The organism is Psychrobacter sp. Cmf 22.2 (genome assembly GCF_001921745.1).
In the GTDB taxonomy this organism is placed as follows: domain Bacteria; phylum Pseudomonadota; class Gammaproteobacteria; order Pseudomonadales; family Moraxellaceae; genus Psychrobacter.
This window is the reverse complement of the sequence record NZ_MRYA01000002.1, coordinates 191577-205912: the sequence shown is the minus strand read 5'-3', so window position 1 is coordinate 205912 and position 14336 is coordinate 191577. Positions and strand designations below refer to the sequence as shown.

15 protein-coding genes are annotated in these 14336 nt (G+C 42.1%); 8 read left to right on the top strand and 7 right to left on the bottom strand.

Annotation, left to right across the window (positions count from 1 at the left end):
• Positions 1-140: 140 nt before the first annotated feature.
• From bhcA to BTV98_RS05040, 8 genes are all read left to right on the top strand, one after another.
• Positions 141-1304, top strand: coding sequence for an L-aspartate--glyoxylate aminotransferase BhcA (gene bhcA, locus BTV98_RS05075; protein WP_058368526.1), 1164 nt, complete (start codon positions 141-143; stop codon positions 1302-1304).
• Between the two features lie 39 nt (positions 1305-1343).
• Positions 1344-2324: a beta-hydroxyaspartate dehydratase BhcB gene (gene bhcB / locus BTV98_RS05070; protein ID WP_058368525.1), complete on the top strand. Its 981-nt coding sequence runs from the start codon at positions 1344-1346 to the stop codon at positions 2322-2324.
• Positions 2325-2374: 50 nt separating this feature from the next.
• The gene (bhcC, locus tag BTV98_RS05065; RefSeq protein ID WP_058368524.1) at positions 2375-3526 is read left to right on the top strand and encodes a 3-hydroxy-D-aspartate aldolase BhcC; all 1152 of its coding nucleotides are present in this window, start codon (positions 2375-2377) and stop codon (positions 3524-3526) included.
• 114 nt (positions 3527-3640) lie between these two features.
• Positions 3641-4642 carry an iminosuccinate reductase BhcD gene (bhcD, locus tag BTV98_RS05060; protein ID WP_075103065.1) on the top strand — a complete coding sequence of 334 codons (1002 nt, stop codon included), beginning with the start codon at positions 3641-3643 and terminating at the stop codon, positions 4640-4642.
• Positions 4643-5538: 896 nt separating this feature from the next.
• A complete protein-coding gene (locus tag BTV98_RS05055) occupies positions 5539-6246 on the top strand; it encodes a DUF4331 domain-containing protein (protein WP_256713857.1) in 708 nt (235 codons plus the stop codon).
• 27 nt (positions 6247-6273) lie between these two features.
• Positions 6274-6549, top strand: a complete 276-nt coding sequence (locus BTV98_RS05050) for a hypothetical protein (RefSeq protein ID WP_058369964.1) — start codon at positions 6274-6276, stop codon at positions 6547-6549.
• 76 nt (positions 6550-6625) lie between these two features.
• Positions 6626-7825 (top strand): lipopolysaccharide assembly protein LapB, encoded by a 1200-nt coding sequence (locus tag BTV98_RS05045; protein WP_058369963.1) that lies wholly within the window; start codon positions 6626-6628, stop codon positions 7823-7825.
• Positions 7822-8967 carry a HupE/UreJ family protein gene (locus BTV98_RS05040; protein ID WP_058369962.1) on the top strand — a complete coding sequence of 382 codons (1146 nt, stop codon included), beginning with the start codon at positions 7822-7824 and terminating at the stop codon, positions 8965-8967. The genes BTV98_RS05045 and BTV98_RS05040 overlap by 4 nt, the downstream gene beginning before the upstream one ends.
• Before the next feature lie 149 nt (positions 8968-9116).
• Here BTV98_RS05040 and BTV98_RS05035 read toward each other — a convergent pair whose 3' ends face one another.
• The 7 genes from BTV98_RS05035 to pxpB all read right to left on the bottom strand — a co-directional run bounded on the left by BTV98_RS05035 (position 9117) and on the right by pxpB (position 14326).
• Complete coding sequence (locus BTV98_RS05035; RefSeq protein ID WP_075103064.1) at positions 9117-10037, bottom strand: TonB family protein; 921 nt, start codon at positions 10035-10037, stop codon at positions 9117-9119.
• Positions 10038-10458: 421 nt separating this feature from the next.
• Positions 10459-11226, bottom strand: coding sequence for a class II aldolase/adducin family protein (locus BTV98_RS05030; RefSeq protein ID WP_058369830.1), 768 nt, complete (start codon positions 11224-11226; stop codon positions 10459-10461).
• Positions 11227-11356: 130 nt separating this feature from the next.
• Positions 11357-11773 carry a biotin/lipoyl-containing protein gene (locus BTV98_RS05025; protein WP_227511817.1) on the bottom strand — a complete coding sequence of 139 codons (417 nt, stop codon included), beginning with the start codon at positions 11771-11773 and terminating at the stop codon, positions 11357-11359.
• The gene (locus BTV98_RS13615) at positions 11770-11925 is read right to left on the bottom strand and encodes a hypothetical protein (protein ID WP_156410101.1); all 156 of its coding nucleotides are present in this window, start codon (positions 11923-11925) and stop codon (positions 11770-11772) included. Before BTV98_RS13615 ends, BTV98_RS05025 begins: the two co-directional genes overlap by 4 nt.
• A 53-nt stretch (positions 11926-11978) precedes the next feature.
• On the bottom strand, positions 11979-12713 hold the full coding sequence (gene pxpA, locus BTV98_RS05020; RefSeq protein WP_058369832.1) for a 5-oxoprolinase subunit PxpA: 735 nt from the start codon (positions 12711-12713) through the stop codon (positions 11979-11981).
• The gene (locus BTV98_RS05015) at positions 12703-13623 is read right to left on the bottom strand and encodes a biotin-dependent carboxyltransferase family protein (protein WP_058369833.1); all 921 of its coding nucleotides are present in this window, start codon (positions 13621-13623) and stop codon (positions 12703-12705) included. Before BTV98_RS05015 ends, pxpA begins: the two co-directional genes overlap by 11 nt.
• Positions 13624-13672: 49 nt before the next feature.
• Positions 13673-14326, bottom strand: a complete 654-nt coding sequence (gene pxpB / locus BTV98_RS05010; protein ID WP_058369834.1) for a 5-oxoprolinase subunit PxpB — start codon at positions 14324-14326, stop codon at positions 13673-13675.
• Positions 14327-14336: the final 10 nt, after the last annotated feature.

Genomic DNA, 14336 nt, shown 5'->3' with positions numbered 1-14336 from the left:
CTTTGACATGGTTAATTTTTTAAATCTAAAAAAAACAAACCAAACTGTATGAGTCAGGAAGACTCTTGCATTAAATTCGTATGAATCCTGATTATACACCTGTTGCCCCCCCTCTATATGCAATTACAAGGATGTAAATTATGTCATTACAAAACCCAATTTTTATTCCTGGTCCTACCAATATTCCTGACAGATTACGTCGTGCGATGAACGTGCCGACGCAAGATCACCGTGCGCCTGATTTTTCAGACACTTTCTTACCGGTACTTGCCGACTGTAAAAAAGTATTTGGTACGCAAGATGGTGAAATCATCCTGTTTACCTCTAGTGGTACGGGCGGCTGGGAAGCCGCTATTAGCAATACTTTATCGCCTGGTGATAAAGTTCTGATTGCACGCTACGGTATGTTCTCTCATCGCTGGATTGATATGTGTCAGCGTCACGGCCTTGATGTGCAAATCGTTGAATGCGCTTGGGGTACGGGCGCTCCCGCTGATCAATTCCAAGCAATTTTGAGCGAAGACACAGCGCACGAAATAAAAGCCGTAATGGTCACGCACAATGAAACAGCGACAGGTGTCTTAAGTGACATTGGCGCCGTTCGCAAAGCCATGGATAGCAGTGACCACCCCGCTTTATTATTCGTCGATGGCGTCAGCTCAATCGCCTCTGTTCCTTTTGAGATGGATGATTGGGGCGTAGACATTGCTGTCGCTGGCTCACAAAAAGGCTTTATGCTCGCAACTGGCATGGCTATATTAGGCGTCAGTCAAAAAGCCTTGAGTCATATGGATGAGGCTAAACTGCCCCGTACTTATTTTGACTTTCGCGATATGTTAAAAGCAAACGCCAACGGTGGCTTTCCTTATACGCCCCCACTCAATCTAATTTATGGTATGAGAGCAAGCCTCGATATGCTTTTTGAAGAAGGCCTTGAGAATGTCTATGCGCGTCATCACCGCTTGGCCGAAGGCGTACGACAAGCGGTAAGCGCTTGGGGCTTTAAGCTATGTGCAGCATCTCCTGACTTATATTCTGAAACTGTTAGCGCAATATATGTTCCCGAAGGCTTTGACAGTAACGAGCTGACCGATCATGCGTTTAATAAATATGGCATATCTTTCGGTATCGGTTTAGGTGAGATGCATGGTAAAGCTTTTAGAATAGGACATTTGGGTTCATTGACCGAAGTCATGGTACTAGCAGGGCTTGCCACTATTGAGATGGCGATGGTTGACCTAGATTACCCTATTAAACTGGGTCAAGGCGTCGCTGCTGCGCAAGAGTATTATCGCAACAACTAAATAAAGGCGATTAAACAGAAAAATAAAGGAATATTTTTTATGATAACAAACGATGATGGATTAGTGATTCCAACCCTTGAAGATATGGTAGAGGCGCATGAGCGTATCAAACCTTATATCCATCGCACACCAGTTTTAACCTCGCGGTTTTTAAATGAAATGGCAGGCTGTGAGATGTTCTTTAAGTGTGAGAACTTTCAAAAGGCAGGTGCTTTTAAAGTACGCGGCGCATCAAACGCAGTGTTTGGCTTGTCCGATGAAACAGCAAAAAATGGCGTCTGCACACACAGCTCAGGTAACCATGCGTTATCTTTATCTTATGCGGCTGGTCGGCGCGGCATACCCTGTAATGTAGTCATGCCATATACTGCACCAGAAGCTAAAAAGGCGGCAGTACGTGGCTATGGCGGCATCATTACTGAATGCGAGCCATCAACCACTTCACGTGAAGAAGTATTTGCCAAAGTTCAAGCAGAAACAGGCGGTGATTTTGTCCATCCATACAACGACCCACGTGTCATCGCTGGACAAGCAACCTGCTCACGTGAGTTTTTAGAGCAAATGGAAGAGATGGGACAAAAACCTGACATGGTAGTCGCACCAATCGGTGGTGGCGGCATGATTTCAGGTACTTGCTTGACGCTATCGAACCTAGCACCTGATGTCAAAATTTATGCGGCAGAGCCGGTAAACGCTGATGATGCCGCGCGCTCACTTAAAGCCGGTCACATTATCGCTGATGATGCACCAGATACTATTGCGGATGGCTTAAAAGTACCGCTTAAAGATTTGACTTGGCATTTTGTCAGCAATTACGTGACTGATATTTTAACTGCCACTGAACAAGAAATCATTGAAGCGATGAAGCTTATATGGACACATATGAAAATCGTTATTGAGCCCAGCTGTGCCGTGCCGCTCGCTGTTATCTTAAAGAACAAAGACGTCTTTGTAGGTAAAAAGGTTGGTGTCATCATCACGGGTGGTAACGTCGATCTTGATAAGTTGCCTTGGAATTAATTGTCCGTAACTACGTAAATATAATCAATGAAAACAAATGGAGCTTGAACATGATTACTGAAGAATTAGAAGTTGGTTTTAACGTCCCTGCTAAAGTTGGTATGGATGAGGCAGATATCCAAACCCCTTGCTTGATATTAGATCTAGACGCTCTTGAGCGCAATATCAAAAAAATGGGCGATTACGCTAAAGACCATAATATGCGTCACCGTAGCCACGGAAAAATGCACAAATCGGTTGATGTCCAAGAGCTACAAGAAGATATTGGCGGCGCTATTGGTGTTTGCTGTCAAAAAGTTTCTGAAGCAGAAGTATTCGTACGTGGCGGTATTAAAGACGTATTGGTCTCAAACCAAGTGCGCGATCCAGCCAAGATTGAGCGCTTAGCCAATTTGCCTAAAATGGGCTCAAAAATAACCGTTTGTGTCGATGATGTCGACAACGTTGCTGAGCTATCAGCTGCTGCAACCAAAGCAGGCACCGAGCTTAACTGCTACATCGAAATCGACTGCGGTGCAGGACGTTGCGGTGTCACGACGACAGAAGCAGTGATAGAGATTGCTAAAGCGATTGATGCGGCTGAAAATATAAAATTCACTGGCATTCAAGCCTATCAAGGTGCGATGCAGCACATGGACAGCTATAGCGATCGTAAAGCTAAGACCCAAGCTGCTATCGATCAAGTACAAGAAGCCATTGATGCATTAACTGAAATCGGACTAAAACCAGAATTTATCTCTGGTGGCGGTACAGGTAGTTACTACTTTGAAAGTAATTCAGGGGTTTTTAACGAATTACAGTGCGGGTCTTACGCGTTTATGGATGCCGACTACGGTCGTATCTTAGATGAAGACGGTAACCGTATTGACGCTGGTGAGTGGGAAAATGCGTTATTTATCCTAACCTCCGTTATGAGCCATGCAAAACCTGACAAAGCCATTGTTGATGCAGGTCTAAAAGCTCAGTCAGTTGATAGTGGCCTGCCCTTTATCTATGGTCGCGACGATGTTGAATATGTTAAATGTTCAGATGAGCATGGCGTAGTAAGCGATCCAAATGGCGTGCTGAAAATTAATGAAAAACTAAAACTGGTACCAGGTCATTGTGATCCCACTTGTAACGTTCATGATTTTTATGTTGGTGTGCGTAACGGTAAAGTTGAAACCGTATGGCCAGTATCTGCACGCGGTAGAATGTACTAAGACCTATCAGCTAAATTAGTATCATTTTATCAGTTTAGTTCAAAGGGGTTGTTGTAGTTTTAGCCTGCAACGGTCTCTTTTATTTAATGAACTTATAATAAAAAGGAATTTATCATGAGTGAAGCAAATAGTGTTCATAGTGACGAAGGGTTATTGATCGTATCAGAAGACGCTTGCAAATCAGTGATTGATCGCCCTTCTGCCTTTACCGCAGTTGAAAATGTTTTTGCGTCAATGTCACGAGGCGACGCGTATAACTTCCCTGTCATCCGTGAAGCAATTGGCTATGCTGATGCGCTATATGGCTTCAAATCAGGTTTTGATCGCGCTGGTAAATCCCTAGGTCTAAAATCAGGAGGTTACTGGCCGGGTAATGCTGACAAGGGCTTGACCAATCATCAGTCAACGATTTTCTTATTCAATCCAGATAATGGTAAATTGCGTGCGCTCGTCGGTGGTAACTACCTAACAGCGGTACGTACCGCCGCGGCATCAGCAGTATCGATTGCCCATCTAGCACGTAAAGACAGCAAAGTGCTTGGCATGGTCGGTGCTGGTCATCAGTCTACTTTTCAGCTGCGAGCCGCTCTTGAGCAACGCAACTTTGAAAAAGTAGTTGCTTGGAACAACAATAAAGACCGTCTTAAAAACCTACAAGCAGTCGCTGAAGAACTAGGCGTACCGTTTGAATCTGTTGAGCGCGAGCAATTATGTAGCGAGGCCGATGTAATCATTACCATCACTTCAGCGTTTGAGCCGCTGCTTATGAAAGAGTGGATCAAACCCGGTACACATATCGCTTGTATGGGTACTGATACTGTTGGAAAACAAGAAGTTGATGTCAACTTGATATCCGCTGCTACTGTCTTTACTGATGAAATCGCTCAATCGATTAGCCTCGGTGAAGCTCAGCATGCTATTAAGTCTAGTGCTATCAAAGAAAGTGATATCACTACGCTTGGTGACGTCATTAACGGTGAGCATCCAGGTCGCAGCTCAGATGATGAGATTACCTTGTTCGATGGTACGGGGGTTGGTTTACAAGATTTAGCAGTTGCTTCTGCTGCTGCTAAACTTGCACTTGAAAAAGGCGAAGCTCAACAAATCTCGTTATAATCAGCAAACTAATCCCTGTATTTTAGAACCGCCAAATAATTAGTTTATTTGGCGGTGTTTTATTGGGTTTTAGTAAGATTAAATTTAGGCATATAATATAAAGGTATAAAAAATATATATTTACTAATACATATATATCAATAAACCTATAATACTTTTGAAAGTATTAGTCCTTCATTAATTTTTATTTACTAAATTGCTAAAATCCAATGAAAGAGCACTATTTATTATTCGATGCTGTCATTAACGTACCAAACCATTGATACTATTATTCATGTGCATTTTTATCATAATTGATTGAAAATAAGAATAAATTGTTAATAAATTGACACTTTTTGCAATATTAATTTTCATGTTAATAAGAATAAGCTGAATAATATTCACCTTTAAGAGTAACGTAGAAATTCTAAACGTTTCATTTACAAAGAATTATTTATATCAAACTCATTACAAAAGCTAAAGTATTGATTAAAGTCTGCTACCTATAAAAAGCTTCTATTCCTTAATTTTTATAGAAGTAGAAACTTTGCGTTATCAAATTCTAAAAAATATATAGCTTGTAGAGAGTATATATTTTTATATTATGATGTACAAATTACAATACAATTAGTACTTTTTTGACTGTTGTTATTGATTAACTTGCCCATACCTTCCTAACTGACGTCTTGCTTATGTGTATAGTTTAGTTTAATTTGTCATAAGAATAGTTTAGTTTAAGTTACTTATTAATTACACGTAACGCTCAATCATTTTAATTGCTAGTACCTACTAAGTTTCTCTACAAGGATTTCGTATGAAACATACTACTAAGGCTTTGATAGCAGCAATGACATTATGCGTTAGTGCAAGTGCTATAGCATCTAGCCATCGTAGAGTTATGAGGTAACGACCCTGTCATTGGAGCTTGGACGACCGCTAGTGTCCGTCAAGCAACCTTAGTCAATCCTTCTCCTGAATCCGGCATCAGTACCACAGCGAAAAAAGGCGGTGCATGGACGCAGGTTTCAAGGCTCGGTATGCCACTGGTAAACGAAGTTGTGATCGGTCTTAAAGATAAAGACAAATTTAATGCCTCAGAGCCAAAAGATGATGTGGCTAAATTTGCACCTTATGTCTTTTATCCTACATTGCCTGCGTTGATTCAGACTTTGTATCCACAAGCACCAGCACCAACTAACTTTCCGCGTCAAGACTTAGTCACTGCCTTTTTGACAGGTGTTCCGACTATCAATAAGCCTGCCAAAGTTGTACCAGCAGATATGTTGCGTTTAAACACCAGCACACCTGCCGTAGCAGCTGCTAATCAAAACGACTTAGGTGTCATTAGTATTATCCCTGGTCAAAACGATGGTCGACCTAGTGCCAATAGCAAAGACGTTGCAGGATTTCCAAACGGTAGAAGACCTGGTGATGATGTTACTGATATCGCGTTGAGGGTATCTATGGGTGCCTTATGTCACGCGGGCTTGCCAGCAGATGTTACCTGCGTCCCTGCTGATGCCAAGGCCGGAAAAGCTCTATTTACTGACGGTGCACTTAAACCCGCTACCGAGTTTGACTCAGTCTTTCCTTATCTAACCACCCCTAATCCAGGTAGCCGATAAGTTGAATCTAACTCAAGGAGAAATACGATGCGCTATGTACTTTTAGCAGTATTAGTCACCGGATCGGCCGCTCTTTCTGGTTGCTTTAATGATAATAACAATTCTAGCTCGCAAGATCGGGCTGATAGTAAAGTAGCGATAGATCAAGCTAAAGCGGAATTGGCAGCTAGCAGGACATCTACCGTCATCGACGTCAGTAGAGATGTAAACACCGATGAGCCACAGGACATCGATCGGATCATACTTCCCGAAGCCAACTTGGCAGAACCTGTCGCTGTGACGGGCGCCAACGCCTCATTGTAGTCTGATATGAGGTAAATCGAGCACCTGATCAGGCTACTGTTCAGGTGTTCCTTTATGTTTTGAACGGACAGAACTTATGCAATGGATTAAGCACATTATTAAATTACTGTTTTTATTAGTCATCAGCTGCCAATTACTTTATGCTGCACCTTTTATTCCTAAAACTGACCAACAAATTCTTGAAACTCTACCTTCAGATTCACCGCCTGCACGCTACCTCAGCTCAGATGATTTTTTGTCTAGCCAAAATACAAATAATCCTAAACAGACCAGCCAGCTATTAGAACGCGCTTACTTGCAAGGCGACCCGCGCGCCCTAGGCCAAGCAAAAGCGCAACTTGATCACCTAACAGATCAAAGCGTAGAGACACTCATGCTACGAGCGCGGGCTTTACAATCAGATCATAAGTTCTCTGAAGCAAAAGAGATGTTAAAACAGATATTAACTAAAGATACTGCCAATCCAGATGCTCTTTTGACTCTCTCCTCTCTATTAGTTGTTCAAGGCCAGTTTGAAGAAGCTATCGATTATTGCAACAAACTTGTTGACCCTGAATTGCGCGTGTATGAGTTGGCTTGTCAAGCCCAGATACAGAGCATGACTGGACAGCTTGAACAGGCAAAACAAACGCTCAGTGGCTTGGCGGCCATTGCGCCTGGACTAGATACATCAACCGCTCGCTGGATATATTTGATGCAAGCAGATGCGGCTTTAAGAAGCCAAGATACTCCTCTTGCTAATGAGGTTTTTAGCGTTATGGATGCTCAAACTGTGCCTGCACTTATGGCTCGTGCTGACTGGCTTTTGAGTAAAGGAGAGTATCAAAAAGTGCATCAACTGCTTAAAGATCATACTGACAAAGATGCGTTGTTACTGCGGCTTATCGCGGCACAAATAAAACTGCGCGACCCTAAATCTGAACAAAACTTAGCACTCATGCAAGAGCGTACTGAGGTGTGGCAAATACGCAAAGAAAATGCACACAGGCGTGAACAGGCTACTTACGCTATGCTTGCTAATCAAATTGATTCGGCACTCCAGTTGGCTCGAAACAACTGGCAACAGCAGCGCGAAACAGCTGATATTGAGATTTATACAAGAGCAGCCATCCAAGCTGGCAGCCAAAAAGACATTGAAGTGATACGCCAATTCATCAAAGATACTCAGTTTGAATATCCAGCGCTTGAGCGTGATCTACGTTTGGGTAAAATTAGTGACTGTTTAAACTGCCCAATCTCAGGCCTGCAAACTTCAAGCAAGGATAAGCCTTTATGAGCGCCCTTAGTAGACGCCTTTGGAATCATAGCTATCGTTACTTGACGCTGCTGTTACTAGCGATGACATGCACGATCCTACAGGCACACGAATCTAGTACCGCTTACTTGAACCTTCAAGCGAGCAATTCCACAGACACAGCAAGTATTAATTATAACGCTGAATATGAGTTGTCATTACGCGACCTTGCTTTACTAGTGGATATAGATTCAAACCAAGATCATAAAGTAAGTTGGATAGAGGTAAAATCGCAAACGCCACTCATAAAGCAGCTAATCGAATCCCAAGTAAAGTTAGAAGCAGGTACGCAAGCCTGCGAGATAGCAAGCTTTGCCCCATTGGCAATTAATACACGCGGCGGGTTTAATTACCTATACACAGACTTTGAGATAAACTGTGCTACCCCAATCGATAATCTAAATTATCAGATCTTAGCAGGTATCGATGCCAATCACCGCTTAATCCTGACTGGGGCTAGTGATGAGTCGCCCCTTCAAGTGTTGGCTGTAGGAAAAACTCCTTTAGGTTCAGGGACTGAATCTGGCTGGTTGTTCACGGCAACGAATTTTTTGAAAAGTGGCATTCATCATTTGTTGATTGGTTGGGACCATCTATTATTCTTATTTGTACTGCTAATCCCTGCAGTCTACTTACGTAAGCAAAAATCATTGGTTGCCGTTACTAAACCGCAAGCGGCATTACTTGAAGTCTTTTGGATTGCAACCTCATTTACATTAGCACATTCAATTACCTTGAGTTTAGCGGCGCTTCAGATCGTCAGTATACCTGCCCGCTTTATTGAATCCTTAATCGCTCTATCCATAGCGTTCGCAGCATTAAACAACTTAGTACCTTTGCTACGCGTACGCGCCGTCTATCTAGCATTCTTTTTTGGACTAATTCACGGTTTTGGCTTTGCTAATGTACTTGTAGATTTGCCACTAACCACAAGCGAGCGTGTACTAGCATTATTAAGTTTTAACATAGGGATAGAGCTAGGACAACTTGTATTTATCGCCTTGGTATTTCCCATAGCGCTGTTACTACGGCATACGCGTTTTTATAAAACGATCATATTTTATGCAGGTTCAGTGGCTAGTATTTTAATTGCATTATGGTGGTTTTTTCAGCGAGTTTTTTAGGCTGTGTCATCAATTAGTGTATTAATTCCATTCATGATCTTAAAACGACTAAACTTCATTAAAGCACATCATATTTCTTGTCAGTATGAACATATTGACAAGAAATATATTTTTATTCATATGCAGAGTTTTAGATATAATTGTCTACATCAAGGCATCTCATAATTTAACTGCATGGGTACAGTGGCATTTACTAGCACACCGTTTTTTTGAAATGGATTGAGCTGTCCTTCTCTTATTTGAATCATTGCTACCGCATCGATAATTACATTGCCCGATGACTGAAGTAGTTGTACCTCAGTAATGTGACCATTTTTATCGACATGTAGCTCCAATAGTACATGAAAGATATCACCCGAGCGGGCAGTAGTATTGCGCCATATTAGCAGCGGAAGGCTAGTATTAGGTTCGTATTCGCCAAGCCAACTGGCTTGTTCTTCCAAAAACGGTACTACTTCACTACTCTCATCAATTTTGTCGTCTGGAGCTAATTGTTCAGGTTTTCGTTCACTCGCTTGATCTGTTGCCAACACTTTAGAAACGGCATCATTAACCGCCTGCAGCTGCAATTTATCTTGTTCGATACGCTTCCTATTAGACTGACTTTGAACAGCTTGCTGCTGTATAGCTTGTTCGCGATTGAACTGTTTTGTCACGGCCAGAATCATCGCGGATAAATCTGACTCTGCCTCATCTTTGGCATTCGATATTTTTCTTGATTCTGTGATTACTAGCTTTTGCTCTGATGAAAAATCCTTGGTCTCTTGATTTGACTTAGGCTCTTTTGTAGCTATGACAGATTCTTTTATGGGCTTTAATGGTTCTGCTTTTAATTCAGGTTCTATAGCTTCTAATATGGGTGCGGGCTTGGCAGATTTGGTAAGTTTGATGTTTTCAGTTTGCTCAGTTACTTCTTGTACTGGTGGCAATGACTCTTGAGGTTGAGAAACGGACTTGAGTTTTGGTCTTACGTCAGGTTTTTCGTTGGATAGTGCTGATAATGTTATTAACTCTAATTGAATTGTCTTAGGCTCGAGAGCATTTATCATAGGACGTTCAGGACTATTCATAGATACCATAGCCCATACAGTGACACCATGTAATACTATAACAAGAATAGCAATCCAAACATTGATAAGGCGAGTAAATGGATTCGATATCATAATAATTTATAAGATAACCCATTAGAAGTAACTATGTTTATAGTTTGATCAGAGTGATAAATCGAGTGATAGCTAAAAAATATAAGTAATCCCTTGTCGCCCTGATCGACACTAAAAACAGAGATGGGGTCTATAATCCATACCTTGCAAAGCAATGAATAATGATACAAGCCAAATTGTATATTGCGCCAAATCAACATGCATAACAAGCCTAATCTGAGACAATATATAAAAAGTATTCAATGTTATCTTTATACCTTAGCTAATACGCTCTCTAAACTGTAGAGTAGCTGTCCCTGCTGCTGCCATTCAGAGTGATCATCAATCATTACTCCTCAAATGACGGATCGGTACGGCGTAGCTTCCTTAGTAAGGCTGGCCAAGCGATATCACCATTGGCCTCTTTAGTGACTGCATTTGATGCTGCTTTAATACCAGCTAAGATTTGCGGTGGTATATGGGTCAACTCACTACCGCCACTCTGGGCTTTAATTTGCACTTCGCACGCCCTTTGCATGATATACATAAATAAAAACGCATCGGCAACGGTGCTCGCACAAGTGAGCAGGCCATGATTACGCAGAATCATAAAGTTGGCATCGCCAAGGTCATCGACTAGTCGCACCTTTTCTGCAGGGTTTAGTGCTACCCCTTCATAATCATGATAGGCCAAGTTAGATAACGGAAATAATGATTGCTGAGAAATAGGTAGTAAGCCTTGCACTTGAGTAGAGACGGCAACCCCGTCACTGGTATGTAGATGAATGACACAGTGAGCGTCGGCGCGGGCTTCATGGACCGCACTATGAATGGTAAATCCTGCTGGATTGATATCGTAGGCTGATGATAATATTTTTTCGCCCGCTTGATTAACTTTAACAAGGTTTGAGGCAGTAATCTCTTCAAACAATAAACCATAAGGGTTGATTAAAAACTCATCCTCAGTATCTGGTACTCGTGCTGAGATATGTGTGAAGACCAAATCATCCCAACCATATAATGCAATAAGTCGGTAGCAAGCGGCAAGATTGACTCGCATATCCCATTCTTGTTGAGTTACCCTTCCTTTTACATCTGATATCGTTTCGTTTTCCATGATGTCATACATTCCTGTTTTAGATACTATTGATAAATCCGTCATCCGCCTTTCAAGCAACTTAACAAAAAGAGTTAAGCTACATATAAATAATAGCCTTAATAAAGACTATTTTCTCACTTTAATTTCTTTATATTTCCAAAGCTAAAATAGACTGCCCGTATTCAACACTTTGCCCATCCTCAACCAATATATCGCTCACGACACCTTCTTTGTCACTGACCACAGGTAGCAGTCGAGTCAATTCTTCAATAAAGCAAATCGTTTGACCTTTTTTAATGCGATCGCCTTTGCTAACTAAATGATCAGTTGCCCCATCTTCACTTAAATAAACTCGACCGACATGCGTCGCGCGCACCTGTGATAGAGCACTGCCAATGTTTTCAGTTTTTTGAATGGACTTTGTCTTTAAAGGATGGATAGTACCCTGCTGGTTTACATTATTCACTACCGTAATTGACTGTCCACTAGCTTCAATCGTTACTTTATACAATTGGCTACTTTCTACCAGTTTAACTATCCGCGCCACTTGTTCTATATCCATCATAAACTCCTTAATTGATACCAAGACACGGCTACTATTCGCCAAACGTTAAGCTGGACGCCAATATCCATAATAATAGAGATTAAAATAACAAAACCAAAACTTGCCATCAGGCTTTCGGTAAAAGCTGTATTGTGTTTTTTTAAGGTACTCATAAACATCCTTGTTTTATACAGAGTAGGTGGTTCAAGCGATTATTAATCTGATATTAAGCTGATATCTCAATACCTTTTAGTTCTAACTGCTTCTTTATTTCTTTTGCGAAAAGAATGGCATGTTCGCCGTCACCATGTAAGCATATGCTTTGGGCATCTACCGGCACCTTTTCACCGTATACACTGGTAACAGAACCTTCAGTAATCATTTGCATGACATGATTGGTCGCTTCATTCGTGTCAGTTATTAGGGCATTGTCTTTGCTACGTGAGACGAGCGTGCCATCTTTTTCATAGTTTCTATCGGCAAATACTTCAGATATCGCCTCTAGACCGTGGTTCTTTGCTGACTTGACTAGATAGCCACCTGATAGACCCATTACTTTTAGATTGGAGTCGAAACTCTTAATTTCACTGACCAGAATATCTGCTAATGATTCATTGGCAGCGGCTTGGTTATATAAAGCGCCATGCGGTTTGACATACTCTAACGGCACACCAACCAAGTCACAAAGCGCTTTGGTTGCGCCCAACTGATACCGCATTAAGGCACGATAGCCCTCCTCACTCAAAACTTGATCACTGCGACCAAAGTTCTCTCTATCGTCTAGACTGGGATGAGCCCCTACCCTGACGTTATTTTTTTTTGCCAACTGTAAGGTGGTTAGCATCTCGGCATAGGAGCCTGCATGTAAGCCGCAGCACACGTTAGCCGAGCTTACTATGGTCAATAGTTTATCGTCTTGTCCGCAGCCTTCGGCAACGTCGGCATTTAAATCAACTTTCATGGGCGTACTCCTTAATTTGCTCAATATAATGTTGTCTTTTTTGCTGCTCACGCAATGCTTGCTCTACCTCTACGACGACAAATTGACAATTTTTACCAAACCGAATTTGCGCCATGAGCCCTATATCAGCGTTAATTACCGTCGCAATTTTAGGATAGCCGCCTGTCGTTTGGGCATCAGCCATCAGAACAATCGGCTGTCCTTGTGGCGGTACTTGAATCATGCCGATATCGACACCATGCGAGCTCATTTGCACAGCTTCATTAAACTCAAGTGCGGTACCATCCAAGCGATAGCCCATACGGTTGCTACTGCTTTGTAATTGCCATTGCTGTGATTCAAACGCGGCTTTTGAGGCAGAGGTAAAATACTCGTACTCACTGTTTTTTATTACTCTAATCCTATTGGTCGGCTCAAGGCGAGCCACCCCTATAACCCGTAAGCTTGAATCTGTTCTCACTTTCACCACATCATCTGCTTTAAGATACCTGCCTTTAAAACCGCCAAAACTGGCTTTCAGATTGGTGCTCGACGATTGCAGTACCGGCTCGATATCAAAGCCGCCGTGTACACACAGATAGCTATACATACCTTGCAATGGACGCAGTAGTTTAAGCGTTTGCCCCGCCTGTGCATTAATACGCCAATAGCAAGGAATACGCTTATCATCTATATATGCCTCGTACAGCGCACCCGTTAAGCAAAAACTGACGTCCTCTTCAAACTGTACCGTAAGACTACCGACCGCTATTTCAATAGCAGGCTCGTTAAGATCGTTCTTTAACAACGCGTTTCCCGCTTGCAAAGCCCAGCTATCCATCACCCCGCTTCTATCCACGCCCATGCTTCGGTAGCCAAATCGTCCTGAGTCTTGGATGCTAGCAAGCGCACTCGTGGTTAAAATCTTCATTGATAGCACCTATTTATTGTTATTAGCAGATATCTGATTTAAAGATGTTTTATTCATAAATATCAATAGCGGTAAATTTCAGGGTATCGCCTGCGTTAAGCAAAGCATGCGACGCTTTTGTTAAATCAAATAAAGGTATATCAGTTTGGCCTAACAGCTGCCAACCACCTGGGGATTCAAAGGGATAGACACCGGTTTGTTCACCACCGATGCCGACCGAACCTGCAGGCACTCTTGTTCTTGGGGTCGCATGTCTTGGAAAATATAAGGATTCAGATAAGCCGCCAAGATAAGGGAAGCCTGGCTGAAAACCAATGAAATAAACCGTATAAGTCGCCTCGGTGTGTAACTTGACAACCGCTTCAACGGACAGACCCAATTCAGTGGCCAGTGTTTTTAAATCAGGGCCATATTTGCCGCCATAATGTACGGGGATTTCAACATGCTTACCGTTTATGGTTTTTGAAGGAATGTCGTTAAGCAAAGCTGATAGGTTATCTTTAAACGCTTCAAGCTCCACCCATGTTAAGGAGACGGTGAAGACACTTAGTGTATTCATGCCGATGACGACTTCTAAGACTTCTGGCATCTGCTGTATGGTATCGGCGAGCGCCCAGCACTGTTGCTGCTTCTCTAACGTTATAGGTTTAGGGAAAAACAAAGTTAGATTGGTCTCACTGCATAGTTGCCATTGTAATTCCATTACCACACGC

Coding starts and splice junctions, on each gene's coding strand:
- bhcA (WP_058368526.1), top strand. CDS start 141: ATGTCATTACAAAACCCAATTTTTATTCCTGGTCCTACCAATATTCCT.
- bhcB (WP_058368525.1), top strand. CDS start 1,344: ATGATAACAAACGATGATGGATTAGTGATTCCAACCCTTGAAGATATG.
- bhcC (WP_058368524.1), top strand. CDS start 2,375: ATGATTACTGAAGAATTAGAAGTTGGTTTTAACGTCCCTGCTAAAGTT.
- bhcD (WP_075103065.1), top strand. CDS start 3,641: ATGAGTGAAGCAAATAGTGTTCATAGTGACGAAGGGTTATTGATCGTA.
- BTV98_RS05050 (WP_058369964.1), top strand. CDS start 6,274: ATGCGCTATGTACTTTTAGCAGTATTAGTCACCGGATCGGCCGCTCTT.
- BTV98_RS05045 (WP_058369963.1), top strand. CDS start 6,626: ATGCAATGGATTAAGCACATTATTAAATTACTGTTTTTATTAGTCATC.
- BTV98_RS05040 (WP_058369962.1), top strand. CDS start 7,822: ATGAGCGCCCTTAGTAGACGCCTTTGGAATCATAGCTATCGTTACTTG.
- BTV98_RS05035 (WP_075103064.1), bottom strand. CDS start 10,037: ATGAATAGTCCTGAACGTCCTATGATAAATGCTCTCGAGCCTAAGACA.
- BTV98_RS05030 (WP_058369830.1), bottom strand. CDS start 11,226: ATGGAAAACGAAACGATATCAGATGTAAAAGGAAGGGTAACTCAACAA.
- BTV98_RS05025 (WP_227511817.1), bottom strand. CDS start 11,773: ATGATGGATATAGAACAAGTGGCGCGGATAGTTAAACTGGTAGAAAGT.
- BTV98_RS13615 (WP_156410101.1), bottom strand. CDS start 11,925: ATGAGTACCTTAAAAAAACACAATACAGCTTTTACCGAAAGCCTGATG.
- pxpA (WP_058369832.1), bottom strand. CDS start 12,713: ATGAAAGTTGATTTAAATGCCGACGTTGCCGAAGGCTGCGGACAAGAC.
- BTV98_RS05015 (WP_058369833.1), bottom strand. CDS start 13,623: ATGAAGATTTTAACCACGAGTGCGCTTGCTAGCATCCAAGACTCAGGA.
- pxpB (WP_058369834.1), bottom strand. CDS start 14,326: ATGGAATTACAATGGCAACTATGCAGTGAGACCAATCTAACTTTGTTT.